The sequence below is a fragment of the Bacillus sp. 522_BSPC genome (assembly GCF_001076885.1).
Lineage (GTDB): Bacteria > Bacillota > Bacilli > Bacillales > Cytobacillaceae > Niallia > Niallia hominis.
Genome location: NZ_JVDT01000182.1, coordinates 134 through 15,815 on the forward strand (window position 1 = coordinate 134; position 15,682 = coordinate 15,815).

General features: G+C 35.9%; 13 protein-coding genes and 1 pseudogene. 12 read left to right on the top strand and 2 right to left on the bottom strand.

Going from position 1 to position 15,682, the window contains the following annotated elements:
* Window positions 1-215: 215 nt before the first annotated feature.
* From ADJ83_RS15400 to ADJ83_RS15440, 9 genes are all read left to right on the top strand, one after another.
* Complete coding sequence (locus ADJ83_RS15400) at window positions 216-656, top strand: VanZ family protein (RefSeq protein ID WP_081836745.1); 441 nt, start codon at window positions 216-218, stop codon at window positions 654-656.
* Between the two features lie 252 nt (window positions 657-908).
* Window positions 909-3,149, top strand: a complete 2,241-nt coding sequence (locus tag ADJ83_RS15405) for a hypothetical protein (RefSeq protein ID WP_031540405.1) — start codon at window positions 909-911, stop codon at window positions 3,147-3,149.
* Window positions 3,150-3,301: 152 nt separating this feature from the next.
* Entirely contained in the window at window positions 3,302-4,735 is a 1,434-nt protein-coding gene (locus ADJ83_RS15410; RefSeq protein ID WP_031540404.1) for an NAD-dependent succinate-semialdehyde dehydrogenase, read from the top strand.
* A gap of 243 nt (window positions 4,736-4,978) precedes the next feature.
* Window positions 4,979-5,365, top strand: coding sequence for a Na-translocating system protein MpsC family protein (locus ADJ83_RS15415; protein WP_152910832.1), 387 nt, complete (start codon window positions 4,979-4,981; stop codon window positions 5,363-5,365).
* 139 nt (window positions 5,366-5,504) lie between these two features.
* The gene (locus ADJ83_RS15420; protein WP_031540402.1) at window positions 5,505-6,275 is read left to right on the top strand and encodes an ABC transporter ATP-binding protein; all 771 of its coding nucleotides are present in this window, start codon (window positions 5,505-5,507) and stop codon (window positions 6,273-6,275) included.
* Window positions 6,276-6,299: 24 nt separating this feature from the next.
* Entirely contained in the window at window positions 6,300-7,160 is an 861-nt protein-coding gene (locus ADJ83_RS15425) for an ABC transporter permease (RefSeq protein WP_081836744.1), read from the top strand.
* Window positions 7,161-7,216: 56 nt separating this feature from the next.
* Entirely contained in the window at window positions 7,217-8,251 is a 1,035-nt protein-coding gene (locus ADJ83_RS15430) for an ABC transporter substrate-binding protein (protein WP_031540400.1), read from the top strand.
* Between the two features lie 65 nt (window positions 8,252-8,316).
* Window positions 8,317-8,937, top strand: coding sequence for a cysteine hydrolase family protein (locus ADJ83_RS15435; RefSeq protein ID WP_035416839.1), 621 nt, complete (start codon window positions 8,317-8,319; stop codon window positions 8,935-8,937).
* A 121-nt stretch (window positions 8,938-9,058) separates the two neighbouring features.
* Entirely contained in the window at window positions 9,059-10,528 is a 1,470-nt protein-coding gene (locus tag ADJ83_RS15440) for an MFS transporter (RefSeq protein WP_031540398.1), read from the top strand.
* A gap of 185 nt (window positions 10,529-10,713) precedes the next feature.
* Here the strand turns inward: ADJ83_RS15440 and ADJ83_RS26920 are convergent, their stop codons facing one another.
* Window positions 10,714-11,673 carry a methyl-accepting chemotaxis protein gene (locus ADJ83_RS26920; protein WP_414630344.1) on the bottom strand — a complete coding sequence of 320 codons (960 nt, stop codon included), beginning with the start codon at window positions 11,671-11,673 and terminating at the stop codon, window positions 10,714-10,716.
* A pseudogene (locus ADJ83_RS26925) lies at window positions 11,671-12,486 on the bottom strand (HAMP domain-containing protein); the annotation flags it as partial. The pseudogene ADJ83_RS26925 and the gene ADJ83_RS26920, both read right to left, overlap by 3 nt.
* Window positions 12,487-12,661: 175 nt before the next feature.
* On the opposite strand from ADJ83_RS26925, the gene ADJ83_RS15455 reads away from it, so the two are divergent.
* From ADJ83_RS15455 to ADJ83_RS15465, 3 genes are all read left to right on the top strand, one after another.
* On the top strand, window positions 12,662-13,168 hold the full coding sequence (locus tag ADJ83_RS15455; RefSeq protein WP_031540395.1) for a cupin domain-containing protein: 507 nt from the start codon (window positions 12,662-12,664) through the stop codon (window positions 13,166-13,168).
* Between the two features lie 169 nt (window positions 13,169-13,337).
* A complete protein-coding gene (locus ADJ83_RS15460; protein WP_031540393.1) occupies window positions 13,338-15,074 on the top strand; it encodes a phospho-sugar mutase in 1,737 nt (578 codons plus the stop codon).
* Window positions 15,075-15,338: 264 nt separating this feature from the next.
* Window positions 15,339-15,680, top strand: coding sequence for a single-stranded DNA-binding protein (locus ADJ83_RS15465; protein ID WP_031540392.1), 342 nt, complete (start codon window positions 15,339-15,341; stop codon window positions 15,678-15,680).
* Window positions 15,681-15,682 lie beyond the last annotated feature (2 nt).

Sequence of the window (15,682 nt, forward strand, 5' to 3'; positions counted from 1 at the left end):
AAAGGTAACAGAGAGCGCCTCTCTAAGCCCGAAATGCGGAAAAAACAGTAACCAACGTAACAGAACCCCCATATCTAAGCCCTCACACAACCACAACCAGAATAAAACAGAAGGCAACGTAACAGAGCCCCACAATCTCCCCACAAACAAATTATTGGAATAAAACACCAAATAAATGGATAATCTAATTAAAAAACTAAAAATGTAGGTTGTTTATGAATAGAAAACAAATAGTTATGGATGGTTTATTCCTCACTTCTTTATTAGCTATCGTTTATTTAACAATGTTTCCCAATATGTATTTAGGAACTGGTATCGCCAAAGGGGGACATAATTTTACACCCTTTTTGATGATAACGGAGATTTTCCTAGATGGTAGTGTATTTTCTGCTATTGTAAATAATATTGGAAATATCGCTATGTTTATTCCATTTGGATTACTTTACCCGTTAACCTTTCCGAAAAAAAGTTCGTTTCTCCCCGTGCTATTAGCGGGAGCAGTGCTTTCATGCTCTATTGAAATGATTCAATGGTTTATGGAAAATAGATGGAGTGATATAGACGATTTGATTTTAAATACATTTGGGACTGTATTGGGATACGGAATATATCAAGGAATTAGGAGAATGAAGAAAAGAATTTCTATATTTCTTTGAAAAGTCTTGCAAAGTTGGTTTTTAAAAAAACGGCATGCCTGTATAATACAGGTATTAGCTGTTTTTTTATTTATCCATATTCATGGAATAATTACTCTCCTCATTAGGAGAAACAAATGTTTTTTTAGGAAAACGGACCATTAGAAGCGATAAGTATGCTGCTTTTTATTTACTATTAATGTAGCGTTTTTATATATGTTTTTGATAAATTTGCAGTAAATTCCTATTAAAGAGAAGAAAGGGGAGAGGATAATGGGAAAAAGCCTGATACAGCAGCAAATAGTAACGAAGGATAGTAAAGGTTTTTTTCTTTCCAGTGAGGGTGCTGATACAATAGTCATTTCGCCAAACGTTGATGAAAGCTTCGTGAAAAAATATCTTAATCCCATTAGTACCTATCATATGCCGAGTGAATTAAAGAAAAGCGGTGATAAAGAAATAGACGCCTATCCGCCGCTATTTACCATGATTCAGCCTGAGTCAGGTGAATTCGTTATAGGAAAATCTAATTTTGCACCTGCAGAAAGCTCGAAGCAAAAGAATCGTCTTTTTGTACATAATTATATTATTCCGGCAAATAGAAAAGAAGAATGGATCCTTCAGCCTTCCCAAATTTTTCATATTGATCAATTTTATGGTTTGGAAGATATGGAAAATCTAAAGGGGGAACTAGAAGAAATCGACCATATACCTTATAAAAACGAAAATATATATGCTAAAAAGCAAGAACTGTTTCATGTTTTACAGTTGGATGAAAAGAAATATAAGGAGCTGCTGTGTGCGTGTATTACTGCAGTTGCTGAAAAGAAAAGAGTCTATATATCGTTTCAGGCTCCACCTAACATGCAACATAAATATGCCATGTGGCTATTGGAGTTACTATTTCTATATATGCCCTATGAAACAAGAAAACTGTTTGGAGCAACCACATTTCATAATGAACCGGAGATTATCGAAAATATCCATGTTATGTTTGTAGAACAAGGATCGATTCGTCTACGAAACAGAGCGGTGGAAAATCAATTTACATTTGATTTAAGTCAGCATAAAAGCAGTGGATTAACCTTTAAGGAAGAAGAACATGATTATCTCCATTTCGCTTATGAAGCACTTCAGACTGCCACGGAGCTTGACGAGTTTTTCATATACTGTGAGCGGGCCTTACAAGGATTAGATCAGCAAAAGAAACTAACTATTCAAACATATGATGATTTATTTCTGCTGTTTTATATGGAGAAGCTAGATTACTATTTTTATGAAAAGGATAAAGTAGGCACTTTACAAATGCTGTTAGCTTTTCTTCAAAAAAATCATCGAGAAAAAGTGGAATTGGTAAATATATTCACACACTTGCTTCAAAGAGAAGAAAGAATGAAGGATGCTTCCATTGTACAGGATTATTTGAGATTCGTTTTGGAAATTCAAAAGGCAGTAGAACATGTAAATGTTGTTGACTTTATAGTGAAAAGCCTTGCTTACTATGAAGGAGAAGCTATCTGTCAATCGCTATGGAGGATTTTAGAAAAATACCCAGACATTTATCAGCAAGTTTTATCTTATATGAGTGATATTTTTTCTTACGCTGAGATGATGGAAGATTACCTAAAGGATAAATTTAGCTTTCAACATTCTTTAGCAGATGTATTGATTAATATAAAGAGCTTATTAAATGTTAATTCCTCTTTTGAACATAATGCAATTTTCTTAAAATTAACGAAAAATAGACTAGTGTATGAAGTCAAAAAAAGTAGTCATCCTATTTCTGTCGTTTTTGAAGTAATTACATACTTTGAACGATCCATTCCATTTCAAACATATAAACGAATGGCTCTGCCAGATGTAAAGGCACAGCTTTTGGTGCAATTACAGCTAGAAAAAGTGAATCTAGTAGATGTGAAAAATTTTGGGGAAATATTTTTACTAGATAAAGAGGAACATAGCTTTGAAATTAAAGGCTGGGAGAAGGAGAAATTTGAGGTGTTAGAGCTGCTGTATACCTACTTCTATCTTCCTATTGAACAAACACAGCATGTATTTCGGATGGCGAGTACACCAATCAAGGCGAAAGCAAGTGATTTGGCACAGGAGATTATCAAAGACAATGGCCTTTTTAAACCATATGAACGTTTCCTCCTTTTGTTCCCAGGCGGAATGGAAGGGGTGGAATTTCGCCAAGTATTTTCGAATATAGCCATCTATGGATCAGAAGATGAAATGCTTGATTATATAGAATGGTCTCTGAAAAAATATGGGACAAGTCCAAGATTTAGCCATGCTTTAAAGGACTATTTAATAACAGATCGAAACTCCATATGGAAGAAAAAAGACATGAAAAAAGAATTAACAAGTATCCGGTCACAATCATTGAAGAAGTTATTAAAAGAGGTGCGTGAGCAAACGGCAAATCCAGGAGTAAGGTTTTTTCGAAAATATGGTGTACTATTAATCGTACTTGTCATTTTGGGAGTCGTTGGTTATTTTTATGTGAATTAATCGAAAAAAAGGAGTATCTTTTAAAAAAGGATGCTTCTTTTTTATAGAGTCTATTCCATTAATAGAGTAATTTTAGGAATGGAGTTTCATCAAGTGGAATTATCCAAAATGTTTGTTATGATAAAAAAAACAGACGAGAAAGGAGAATAGAAATGCAATATATTAATGGAGAATGGTGTCAGGCAACCACAGGAAAAACCTATCCAGTCTATAATCCAGCTACCGGTGAAGTTATTGAACAGATAGCAAGAGGTGGAAAGGAAGAGGGGAATTTAGCAATCGATGCAGCAAAGAATGCTTTGCCTTCATGGTCAAAGAAAACAGCTAAAGAACGCGCTTTTTATCTGAAAACAGTATCGGAAAAGTTAAGGGAGAGAATAGATCATCTCGCAACCATTATTACGACGGAAATGGGGAAACCAATAGCAGAAGCGAAGGGAGAAGTGAACTTAGCTGCTGATTATTTGGAATGGTATGCTGAAGAAGGAAAACGAATCTATGGTGATACAATTCCTTCCAGTTCTGAAACAAAGCGAATCATTGTGCTAAGACAGCCAGTTGGCGTCGTTGCTGCCATTACGCCATGGAATTTTCCAATTGCCATGCTTGCTCGAAAAATAGCGCCGGCTCTTGCTGCTGGATGTACAGTTGTCTTAAAGCCTGCTGAATCTACGCCTTTAACAGCAATTGAGGTAATGAAGATATTTCATGAAGTAGGACTGCCAAAAGGTGTGTTAAATTTAGTCCACGGGGAAGCAGCTCCAATTGGCGAGGCGATGATGGAAAGACAAGAAGTAAGAAAAATAACCTTTACAGGATCCACTAAGGTTGGAAAAGAACTTGCAGCAAAAGCTGCAGCTACCATGAAAAAGATATCAATGGAGTTAGGGGGACATGCTCCTTTTATCATTTTTGAAGATGCCGATTTAGAAAAAGCAGCAGAAGGAGTTATTGCAAGTAAGTTTCGTAATGCTGGCCAGACGTGTATATGCACAAATCGTATTTATGTCCAGAGAACTATTGCAGAGCGTTTCTCCGAAATATTGGTAACGAAAATGGACAAATTAGTAGTTGGGAATGGTCTACAGCCAGAAGTAACAATTGGACCACTAATTAATGAAGCTGCAGTAGCTAAAACAGAGGACCATATTTCTGATTCTGTTAAAAAAGGCGCAAAAGTAGTATATGGGGGAAAGAAACCTACAGGGGAAGTCTATAAAAAAGGACATTTCTATGAACCGACCATTTTATTACATGCTACCCATGAAATGAAAATCGCAACAGAAGAAACATTCGGACCAGTCGCGCCAATTTTTGAATTTGATACAGAAGAAGAAGCATTACATCTTGCCAATGATACGTCGTATGGATTAGCGGCTTATTTTTATACAAAAGATGTATCTCGTGTCTTTAGAATGTCTGAAAAACTAGAATACGGAATAATTGGCATTAATGATCCGGTACCAACAACGGCACAAGCCCCATTTGGAGGAGTAAAGGAATCAGGAGTAGGTCGTGAAGGTGGAAGATATGGTTTAGAGGACTATTTAGACTATAAATTTCTTTCCTTAGAATTAGAGCTTTGATTTGTTTGATAGGGGGAAAATTCATTATTCGGGCTATGCCAACAAACTAGATGAAACAGCCTCTTTAAAAAAATAGAGTAAGAAATTCTGACAAAAAGGAAGAAAGTTGTACAATGATATGATATTATCCAATAAACAGAATATTCACTATTTTAATAAGTGGATAGATCACGTTTTGCTTGTATGATGTGAGCATTTGGTCGACAAAGGAATCGCTCATTCATTCTGCTATATCTATTGGGGGTGATAATCATTTTAGTTGATCAACTACCAAGAACACTAGGAGAATTGAAGCAAAGCATCATGAGGGAAAACAATCTTGTGAATCAATTGATTTTCAAAGTTGGTCTTACCGAACAGCAGATTAGTTTAATGGATAATAAAATTATTATTATTGCTAAGCATAAGCGTATTCCTGTACTAGAAATAATAGAAAGTTCAAGTGATAACCTTGCGGAGATCATTGATCGTCTATTAATTGATAAATACAAGGAACTGCTTTTGCGTAATTTAGAAGAAAAACTGCACTTTAATGTGCAGCTAATATTAAAGGACTATGATTCCATGAGAGAAATTAGTGGAACAATTATTTTGTTGGAAAACAAAATTGAATCCTATTTGGCTGGTTAAATGAACTCTATTTAAGAGAGCAGGAAAACCGTCAGAATTAGACTGAGCGATTACGCTCGGTAAATTCTGGCGGTTTTTTTATTTGGAAAAAGCAAGTGTATATATAATGGCAATTCAAAGGAAAGAAGGGAGTTTCACTATGTATAAACTAGAGGTTCGCCAAACGAATAAAATTTTTAAAAAAGAAGGGAAAGAGGTTGTTGCCTTAAAGGATGCCAATTTAAAAATCGAAGAAGGAAAATTTATCAGTTTAATTGGTCCGAGTGGCTGTGGAAAATCGACGTTATTTAATATAATTGCAGGGCTTATTAAGCCAACGACAGGTGAAGTGCTTCTCGATGGCAAGAATATCGTCGGAAAAAATGGAAATGTAGGCTATATGCTTCAAAAAGATTTGCTACTACCTTGGAGAAGTATTTTGCAAAATGTGATATTAGGACTGGAAATCAAGGGAGTTACCAAGAAAGAGACGATCGAAAGAGCAATGCCCCTTCTGCAAAAATATGGCTTAGGTGGGTTTGAACATCATTATCCAGATGAATTATCTGGCGGCATGAGACAAAGAGCAGCATTATTGCGAACCCTTTTATACGATCAAGATATCATTTTGCTTGACGAACCTTTTGGTGCCTTAGATGCACAGACTCGGTTGCTGATGCAAACATGGCTTCTTAATATTTGGACTGATTTTAAGAAAACGATTCTTTTTGTAACCCATGACATAGATGAAGCGATTTATTTGTCAGATGAGATTTATGTTCTATCTCCGAGACCTGGACGGATTAAGGAAAAGGTAGATGTACATTTATCAAGACCACGAAATGAACAAACGTTATTACAACCAGCATTTATTGATTTAAAACAGCATTTATTTGCTTTATTAAAGCAAGAGGTAGTCTTAGAAAAATAAATTTACATAAAGGAGGAGTTAGACATGCGTGACAATCCAGAGCAAATCATATTGCCGCATAAGGTGAAAGTGAAAGAGATAGACTCATCCATTCTTATTGAGGATGAAGAGCTAAAGGAAAGAAGAAGGAAACGGATTACGCTTATTGGGCAGCTCTTAATCGGTATTTTTGGCTTTGTTCTTTGGGAGTTGTTTGCAAAGTGGAAAATCATTGATGCTTATTACTGGAGCAGCCCATCGATCATATGGGAAACAGGCCTTATTGCTTTTACGGAAGGGACTTTATGGAGCGACCTCCTATATACATCAGGAGCAACGATACTAGGGTTTCTATTTGGGACTTTTTTTGGGGCATTACTTGGATTATCCTTCTGGTGGTCCTACTTTTATTCCAGAATAGCGGAGCCTTATTTAATTGCTTTTAACGCCATTCCGAAATTAGCATTGGCTCCGGTATTAGTCATTCTTTTTGGAATTGGTTTTAGTTCAAAGGTTGTTTTGGCATTTATGATGACGGTTATTGTCACAGCCATTGCGGCACATAGTGGAGTGAAGAGTGTTGATTCTGATTTAGAAAAAATGCTTTTTTCTTTAGGAGCCAAAAAACATCATATTTTTGCGAAAGTCGTTATCCCGTCTGCGATGCCATGGATTGTCAGTAGTTTGAAAATTAATATTGCATTAGCGTTAGCAGGTACAATCGTAGGCGAATTTATTAGTTCTAGACAAGGAATTGGTCGAATGATTTTGTATGCGGGACAGATTATGAATATTAATTTAGTTTGGGTAGGGGTTGTTGTTTTATCCATTCTATCTGTACTGATGTATGTTGGCACCGTATGGGTAGAAAAACGTTTATTAAGAGGACGAAGAATAAGAGGGTAACGATTTTAGGATTAATTAAGGATATAAAAAGTATGCATAGAGGGGGAGAAAAGGAAATGAAAAAAAGTATTTTCTTTAAAGCTGGAATTTATTTGTTGCTTCTTTTAATGATTTTAAGTGGATGTTCCTCATCAGAAGGTACAAGTGGAGAAGAAAAGTCTGAAAGTGGAACAAAAAAGCTTGTTATTGCAGAACCAGTTCACTTAATTGGCTATTTACCATTATATGCGGCGATTCGAGAAGGCTTTTTTGAAGAAGAGGGGCTGGAGGTGGAAGTCATTACAGCAACAGGAGGAGCACATGTTACTTCAGTAGTAAGTGGGGATGCGTGGGGAAATATCGGTGGTCCAGAATCAAATCAGATGGCAAACACAGGTAACTCTGACCCGATTGTTTCTGTAGTAAATGTCGTAAACCGAGCGAATGTCTACCTAATGGCGGATACAGAACAAACAATAACAGATACTAGTAAGGAGAGCCTTGCTGAATATTTAAAAGGTAAAACCATTGCGGCTGGGCGATTTGGTGGAAGTCCCAACCTACTAACTCGCTGGTTATTAATGGATGTAGGATTAGATCCTGAAAAAGATGTCAAACTAGAAGAACCAGCAGATGCTAGTGCTGTCGTCTCTTTAGTGGAATCCGGTCAAGCTGACATCGCAAATGGAGCAGAACCACAAATTACAGAAGGAATAAATAAAGATGTCTGGGCCGAACCATTTTACAGCTTTGCAAGTCTTGGAGATTATCCATATTCTGTTTTAAGTGTCAAAAAATCAACTATAGAAGAAGATCCAGAGACGGTAAATAGCTTTGTAAGTGCTGTTATGAAAGGATTAAAGTTGATTGATGAGGATCATGAATTGGCACTGGAGATCTTAAAACAGGAGTTTCCTTCTACTTCAGAAGATAGCTTACAGGCTTCACTTGATCGAGCTTATGCAGATAGCCTTTGGAGTAAAGATGGATTTATAACGGAAGAAGCGCTTGCGAAACCAATGGAAGTTGTAGAAAAAACAGGCGTTTACACAAATGGCTATAGTTACGATGAGTTAATTGACATGCAGTTTGTAGAGGCACTTTCCCAATAAACGAAAATTGCTTAAAAATACGGTAAAAAGAGTAGAAGTGAATTTGACTTGAAAGGATGAAACAGATGAAGTTGGAATGGAATCCACAACATAGTGCTTTACTAATTGTTGATGTTCAGAATGATTATTGTCATAAAGAAGGATGTTTGGCTAAACAGGATTTGGACGTTTCCATGGTCGAAGAAATGATGCCTAATCTAAAAAATATGATTGCAACTATGAAAGAGGAAAATGTTCCTATTATATATATCCAGACGATCCATGAGAATAGTACGGATTCGGAAACGTGGATTAAACGATTAAAAGGAAAGAATCAAACAAACTTATGTAGAAAGGATACGTGGGGAGCGGAGTTTTATCAATTAGAACCAGATAATGATGATGTTATTGTGATAAAACATCGATACAGTGCATTTATTAATACAAGATTGGATTCCGTACTTAGAGCCTTGAAAATCGAGACACTTTTAATGGCAGGGGTTAGTACAAATATTTGTGTGGAATCAACAGCAAGAGATGGCTTCATGCTTGATTATGATGTTATTTTCTTATCTGACTGTACAGCAGCCTTCTCAAGAGAGGCACACAATATGACATTGCAAACCATCAATCAGTTTTTTGGTACAGTTGTTACTAGTAATGAAGTTATCCAATCTATTCATGCTATACCTGTTGGAAGTGAATGAATTCATTCGAGATTTTGATTACTTTAGTAGTAGTAAAATGTATATAGGAGAGAATGATTCTCTCCTAATATACTCACAATTAAAAATATGCAGATGTTCAACACCACAAAGGATGATTCAAATGACTAAAAACAAGATAAGCTATTTGGAGGTAAGGAATGAGCCAAAAGCAGAGGATAAAAAGTATCAATCGATACTTTTGTTGTTATCTGTATGTACAGGCGCTTTTTTATCTCATTTTTCTGCAGGCTTTGTCAATATTGCTTTAACCGATATATCGATTGATTTTTCTGCAAAGCTATCTATCACACAATGGATTGTCAATGGCTATCTTCTATCCATCATGCTATTTTTACCGCTAATGGGTAAATTAGCTGATCAATTTGGAAAAAAACGTATACATAATATGGGCTATCTTATTTTTGCCGTAGGGGCATGTGGTTCTGCGTTATCATCAAGTATCCCCATTTTAATTATTGCGAGAGTTATCCAAGGTGGTGGTGCTGCCATGTTACAGGCCGTTAATATGGCAATTGTAACAGATGCCTATCCTGAAAAACATCGGGGAAAGGCACTTGGCATTATTAGTACTTCTGTTGGAATAGGTGCTTTATTAGGTCCTTCCGTTGGTGGGTTCTTTATCGAAGCATTTTCTTGGCATATGTTATTTTGGACCGTTGTGCCAATAAGCATCGGAGCCTATTTTTTGGCACAAAAATTTGTGCCGAGGGATAAGAGCTTTCAGAACTCCAGTTTTGATTATAAGGGGAGCATCTATTTTGGGATAGGGATTGTTTCGTTTGTTTTTGTACTTAACTCAATAGGGGAGGGTGTTTATAAGGTATATTTATTAGGAATAGCATGTGTTAGTGTTGCATGTTTTCTTTTCTTTTTTTTCCATAGCAGGAAGGAAGAGCATCCCTTTATACAGCCCTCCATTTTTTCTTCCCCAATCGTTAAAGCAGGTGGGTTAATTTTAATGGCGAGCTATTGTGCAGCGTTTGCTTCTACTGTCATTATGCCGTTTTATTTACGAGGCGTATTAGGATTCTCAGCAGATCAATCAGGACTTTTATTAATGTGTTATCCATTATTTCTTGCAGTACTCGGTCCAATAAGTGGATCATTATCAGACCGATTTGGCGGGGGAAAGGTAGTAGTAATTGGTTTAGGACTATTATGTATGACCATGCTTGGGCTTAGTTTTTTAACACCAGGAACATCTTTAGCAACATTAATTATTTTGTTTAGTTTATTAGGTTTTTCAATGGGGATTTTAACCTCACCGAATTACAGCATTATGATGCTATATGTTCCCCTGCAATATTTGGGAATGATGAGCAGTACGATTGCTTTGCTTCGTAATATCGGAATGGTTATCGGAACAGCACTTGCGATTACCTTTATGAATACATGGCTAGATGGCACGATAACAGATTGGATGAATGATACAAAGCGCTCAGAATTCGAGGCAGTAATGCTAGGTTTCCATTATTTATTTCTACTTTTGTTTATCCTTTTAGTGTTGATTGGTATTTACTTTCTTTATTCTATTTTGCGAGGTAAAGATGATGAAAGAGGTTTTTCTTAAAAAATTATGTGGATTCTTGTGAATTTTGCTTTAATTTTTAATTATATTAGCCAACCTTATGAATATATCAGCCAAAAGCAAGGGGAAGTCAGCCAAAATAAAGTTATATCAGCCAAACCAATTCCATTTAGTTCCCCAAAAAAGGAGTATGGAACAGATTGTCCTATACTCCTTTCACCTCATATTTAGATTTCTTCTTTATGATTAAACTGTGATACAATATCCATTAATTCATCGGCCATACTAGATAAAGATTCTGCAGATGCTTTAATTTCTTCCATGGATGCGAGTTGCTCCTCTGTAGAAGCGGCAACCTCTTCTGTACCACTCCCATTTTCTTTAGAAAGAATGGCAATCTCGTTAGCAACCTCCACCACATCTTCAATTTGTGTCGTAATCTTGGCAACTGTTAGGGCAACTTCTTCTATTTCTGGAGCTACTTTTTGCGTATTTGATACAATGATGGAGAAAGATTCAACGGTATTGGTTGATATGCTTACTCCTGTCTTCGCTTTATCCAATGTCTCATTCAACATGGTGACTGCTTCAGATGTATCCTGCTGAATTCCATGTAAGGACTGTGAAATATCTTGTGCAGAAGCTTGTGACTGCTCCGCTAATTTACGAACCTCATCAGCAACAACTGCGAATCCTTTCCCATTTTCCCCTGCTCTAGCAGCTTCAATGGCAGCATTTAATGCTAATAGATTTGTTTGGTCAGCAATATTGCTTATTAATTCAATCATTTTTCCAATTTCATTTGATCGATCAGCCAAGGCGGCAATAATCGAATTGGAACGTTGAACAGAGTCATAGATGAACTCCATTTGATTCAAATTATCATGAACTTGTTTCGTTCCTTTTTCTGCATTTGTAAAAGCAGCTTGTGATAGTGCAGATACATGCAAGGAACTTTCCTTAATTGCCTCCACTCCGTCAAGAATCGAATCTAGGGCGAGCTTGTTATCAGAGATTTTAGCAATGGTATGCTCATTGCTCTCAGCAATAGACTGTATAGAGGACGCGACTGTAGCAGATGCATTACTCGATTGTTCTGCACTTGCAGTTAATTGTTCTGCGGATGCTGCCACAAGAGTAGAGCTATCTGTCATATTGGAAATCATGAGCGATAAATTATCTTTCATTTGCTCAAAAGCCTCGTTTAAATAGTAAATTTCATCTTTTGCTTTAATAGAGAATTTATCTGTATGTAAGTTCCCTTTAGCAACTTTCTGCATATTTGTTTTCAAACTTTGAATCGGCTTCGTAATAAGAGAAGCGTGTAGGAAACCAATAGCTAAAGAAATAGCAGTAACGAAAACACTAACTATCATAACAAATAACATTTTTTGTTTAGAGTGTGTTTGAGCACTTTCAATTTCTGGATTCAAGACATCATTTGTCAGCAAAATATTTAAGGTCTCAGCCTGTTGTGATAAGTTATCAGATAGTGTAGTAACCTCATCTAAAGCAGTTTGAGAAGGAGTAATGCTATTCATCAGTGCGTTAGCCTTATGTGTAAGTTCTTTATTTAAAGTCTTTAATTCATTTAATCGTTTTTCTATTTCTGCATTGGTAGAGATTTTAATCCCATTGTCTACAAAAGTATCAATATTACTGCTTGCTCCATTTACTCTGTTTTTGTAATCAGAGGTTCCATAGACAAAATAACCTCTTACGTTTGCAATTTGTCTAGATGCATTTGTGTTGATTTTTTCTGAGATAGAGCGTAATTCTGTAACTGTTTCGATTAAATAATCATATTTTTCTACAGTTTCCTTTGTACTTCTATAAGAATAATAGGACAGAATCATAAATAAAATAGAAACAATCAGAAAACTTGCTAATAATTTCTGCTTAATGGATGTTCTCATGTTATTCTCCTTTCTTTTATAACACGCATAAGATGAAATGGACTTATTAAGCTTTTCAAAAGAATCTAGCAACTTAATGTACATCGCTTTATATCGACGAAAATCCTCTAATTTTTAGTAGAAAAAAAGAAGTCGGAATAAAAAGAAAAGCGGTAATAATTCAATAGAATCATTGGATTTTAGTGTTGCTAACTAAAGGAATGATTTAGGAAAAAGAGGGGTATACAGTAGTATCAATAGATAGAGAGGTGTACATCCAATGGCTAATCCAGATATTACAATGTATTATTTCGAACAAAATAGATATATACCAAATCACCCTTATTTGCCTGCTTTACATTATAAAAGGGCAATGGAGAATAAGGAGGAAAATATAGAAAAAGTTTTTCATTTAAATAATTGGAAAAATAGTTGGACGAATGGAGTTTTTCCATACCATCATTATCATAGCAATGCACATGAAGTACTTGGTATTAAAAAAGGATCTGCTTTATTACAAATAGGTGGGGAAGGTGGATCAAAGCTTATTGTAAAGCATGGAGATATTTTATTGCTTCCAGCTGGAACAGGTCATAAAAAATTATCTGCTTCACCAGACTTTGAAGTGGTTGGGGCATATCCTAATGGAGTAGAGTATAATCTCAAAAAAGACGTGGAGGAGGACTTGGAAGGGGTACAGGAGGAAATCGAAAATGCCGTGTTCCCTGTTGCAGATCCTGTTTATGGGGAAAGTGGTCCTCTTGCAAAAATGTGGAGAAAAAAATAATTTTTTGAAGATAATCTTTATGGAACCCTTATCACTGTAGGTATTAAGGACTACTCAGAGATATTGGTTCCATAAAAGCGCTTTTTAAAAAATCTTTACTTATATACATATTTTAGGTAATGTAAAGATATATCGTCACATTAATTTTAAAGGTGGGAGAACAGCGACAATGGTTTATAAAGAAATCGTAGAAAAGTGGACAAGTTTTGCAGGATTAGAAGCTAACTTAAAGGCGCAACTAACAGAATTACAAACATCTGATAAGTTGCTGGAGGACAGTTTTTATAAGCATTTGGAATTTGGTACTGGCGGTATGCGTGGAGAATTAGGGCCTGGTATTAACCGAATGAATATTTATACTGTTCGTAAAGCAGCAGAAGGATTAGGGAAATACATAGTAGAACAAGGAGAAGAAGCGATGAAACGCGGAGTAGCTGTGGCGTATGATTCCCGTCATCAATCTCCAGAATTTGCTTTAGAGGTTGCGAAAGTAGTAGGGAAGCTTGGAGTTAAATCCTATGTATTTGAAGAACTTCGTCCAACACCAGCATTATCTTTTGCTGTACGCTATCTAAATACATTTGCTGGAGTAGTGATTACCGCTAGTCACAATCCTCCTGAGTATAATGGATTTAAGGCATACGGAGAAGACGGTGGACAACTTCCTCCTGAGGCTGCAGATATCATTATTAAATATGTAAATGAAGTAGAAGACGAGCTTACAATAGATGTTTTAGAAGAAAAAGAGCTATTAGATAAAGGACTATTGACATATATTGGTGCAGATGTAGATGCTGCCTATGTAGAACAATTAAAGACAATTCAATTAAATCGTTTGCCAGAAGCAAAGGATTTAAAAATAGTTTATACGCCATTACATGGTACAGGAAACAAGCCAGTTCGTGCAGGATTAGAAGCATTCGGATTTGAAAATGTAACGATTGTAAAAGAACAGGAATTACCTGATGCTAACTTCTCAACTGTAAAATCGCCAAATCCAGAAGAGCATGCCGCTTTTGAAATTGCGATTCGTTATGGCAAAGAAATCGATGCGGATATTCTTCTAGCAACAGATCCAGATGCAGACAGATTAGGAGTTGCGGTTAAAGATTTAAGTGGAGAATACACGGTTCTAACAGGAAACCAATTAGGTGCATTAATGCTTGAATATCTACTATCAGAGAAGAAAGCGAAAGGCATTCTTCCTGATAATGGTGTTGTAATCAAAACGATTGTAACATCTGAAATTGGGCGCACTGTTGCCAAAGCTTATGGAATTCCTACAATTGATACATTAACTGGATTTAAATTTATTGGTGAAAAAATTAAGGAATTCGAACAAACACATGAGCATACATTCCTTTTTGGATATGAAGAAAGCTATGGCTATTTAATTGGTGATTTTGTTCGTGATAAGGATGCTGTTCAATCTGCTATTTTTGCTGCAGAAGTTGCTGCATACTATAAAGCAAAAGGCTTAACACTTTACGAAGGTTTACTAGAAATCTTTGAAAAGTACGGCTACTATCAAGAAGGATTAGAGTCCTTAACATTGAAAGGGAAAGATGGAGCAGAACAAATTGCTTATATTATGGACACTTTCCGTAAAGCTCCAATCAAAGAAGTTAATGGCTTAAATGTTGTTGCAGTAGAAGATTATTTAACAAGTCAACGTCAAGAAGGCTTAACAGAAACATTGATTGATTTACCAAAGTCCAATGTAATCAAATATTATCTAGATGACGGTTCATGGTTCTGCTTACGTCCATCAGGAACAGAGCCGAAAGCTAAGTTCTACTTTAGTGTAAATAGTTCTACTTTAGAAGAAAGCACAAGTAAGCTGAGCGCATTGAAGGCAGGCGTTATGGAACAAGTGAACACTGTAATCGCTGGATATAATAAGTAAAACTAATTGAGTATAACTAAATAGAACTATCAATCTCTTCTACCGATGCTTTATATGCATCGGAAGAAGAGATTTTTTTAGTTTTTTTTAAAAATGCAAAAATTAAAGTTTAAAGCTATTTTATGTTTAAAAATGCAAAAATGGCCTAGGCGAAAATTCGATGTTTTATGGCGAAATAGTGACAAAACTTGAAATTTCGACATTTGGCAATCTTCTTCCTTAATAGTATGATTTAACTAATTTATAATAGAAAGGAGGGAAAAGATGATTAATCAGGTTACTTTAGTCGGAAGGCTAACGAAGGATCCAGAGCTAAGAGTTACACAAGAAGGTACGTCTATAGTGAATGTTACTGTCGCAGTAAATAGAAACTATAAAAATCAAGCTGGCGATTACGATGCCGACTTTGTCCTATGTACTTTGTGGAATAAAGTGGCAGAAAATACAGCACAGTATTGTAATAAAGGTTCACTGGTTGGTATTACTGGCAGGATCCATACGAGGAATTACGAAAACCAGGATCGAAAAAAGGTCTATGTGACAGAAGTAATTGCCGAATCTGTTCGTTTCTTGGATCCGAAAAAAGTGGAACATACCATTCCGTAAAG

Coding starts and splice junctions, on each gene's coding strand:
- ADJ83_RS15400 (WP_081836745.1), top strand. CDS start 216: ATGAATAGAAAACAAATAGTTATGGATGGTTTATTCCTCACTTCTTTA.
- ADJ83_RS15405 (WP_031540405.1), top strand. CDS start 909: ATGGGAAAAAGCCTGATACAGCAGCAAATAGTAACGAAGGATAGTAAA.
- ADJ83_RS15410 (WP_031540404.1), top strand. CDS start 3,302: ATGCAATATATTAATGGAGAATGGTGTCAGGCAACCACAGGAAAAACC.
- ADJ83_RS15420 (WP_031540402.1), top strand. CDS start 5,505: ATGTATAAACTAGAGGTTCGCCAAACGAATAAAATTTTTAAAAAAGAA.
- ADJ83_RS15425 (WP_081836744.1), top strand. CDS start 6,300: ATGCGTGACAATCCAGAGCAAATCATATTGCCGCATAAGGTGAAAGTG.
- ADJ83_RS15430 (WP_031540400.1), top strand. CDS start 7,217: ATGAAAAAAAGTATTTTCTTTAAAGCTGGAATTTATTTGTTGCTTCTT.
- ADJ83_RS15435 (WP_035416839.1), top strand. CDS start 8,317: ATGAAGTTGGAATGGAATCCACAACATAGTGCTTTACTAATTGTTGAT.
- ADJ83_RS15440 (WP_031540398.1), top strand. CDS start 9,059: ATGACTAAAAACAAGATAAGCTATTTGGAGGTAAGGAATGAGCCAAAA.
- ADJ83_RS26920 (WP_414630344.1), bottom strand. CDS start 11,673: ATGAAAGATAATTTATCGCTCATGATTTCCAATATGACAGATAGCTCT.
- ADJ83_RS15455 (WP_031540395.1), top strand. CDS start 12,662: ATGGCTAATCCAGATATTACAATGTATTATTTCGAACAAAATAGATAT.
- ADJ83_RS15460 (WP_031540393.1), top strand. CDS start 13,338: ATGGTTTATAAAGAAATCGTAGAAAAGTGGACAAGTTTTGCAGGATTA.
- ADJ83_RS15465 (WP_031540392.1), top strand. CDS start 15,339: ATGATTAATCAGGTTACTTTAGTCGGAAGGCTAACGAAGGATCCAGAG.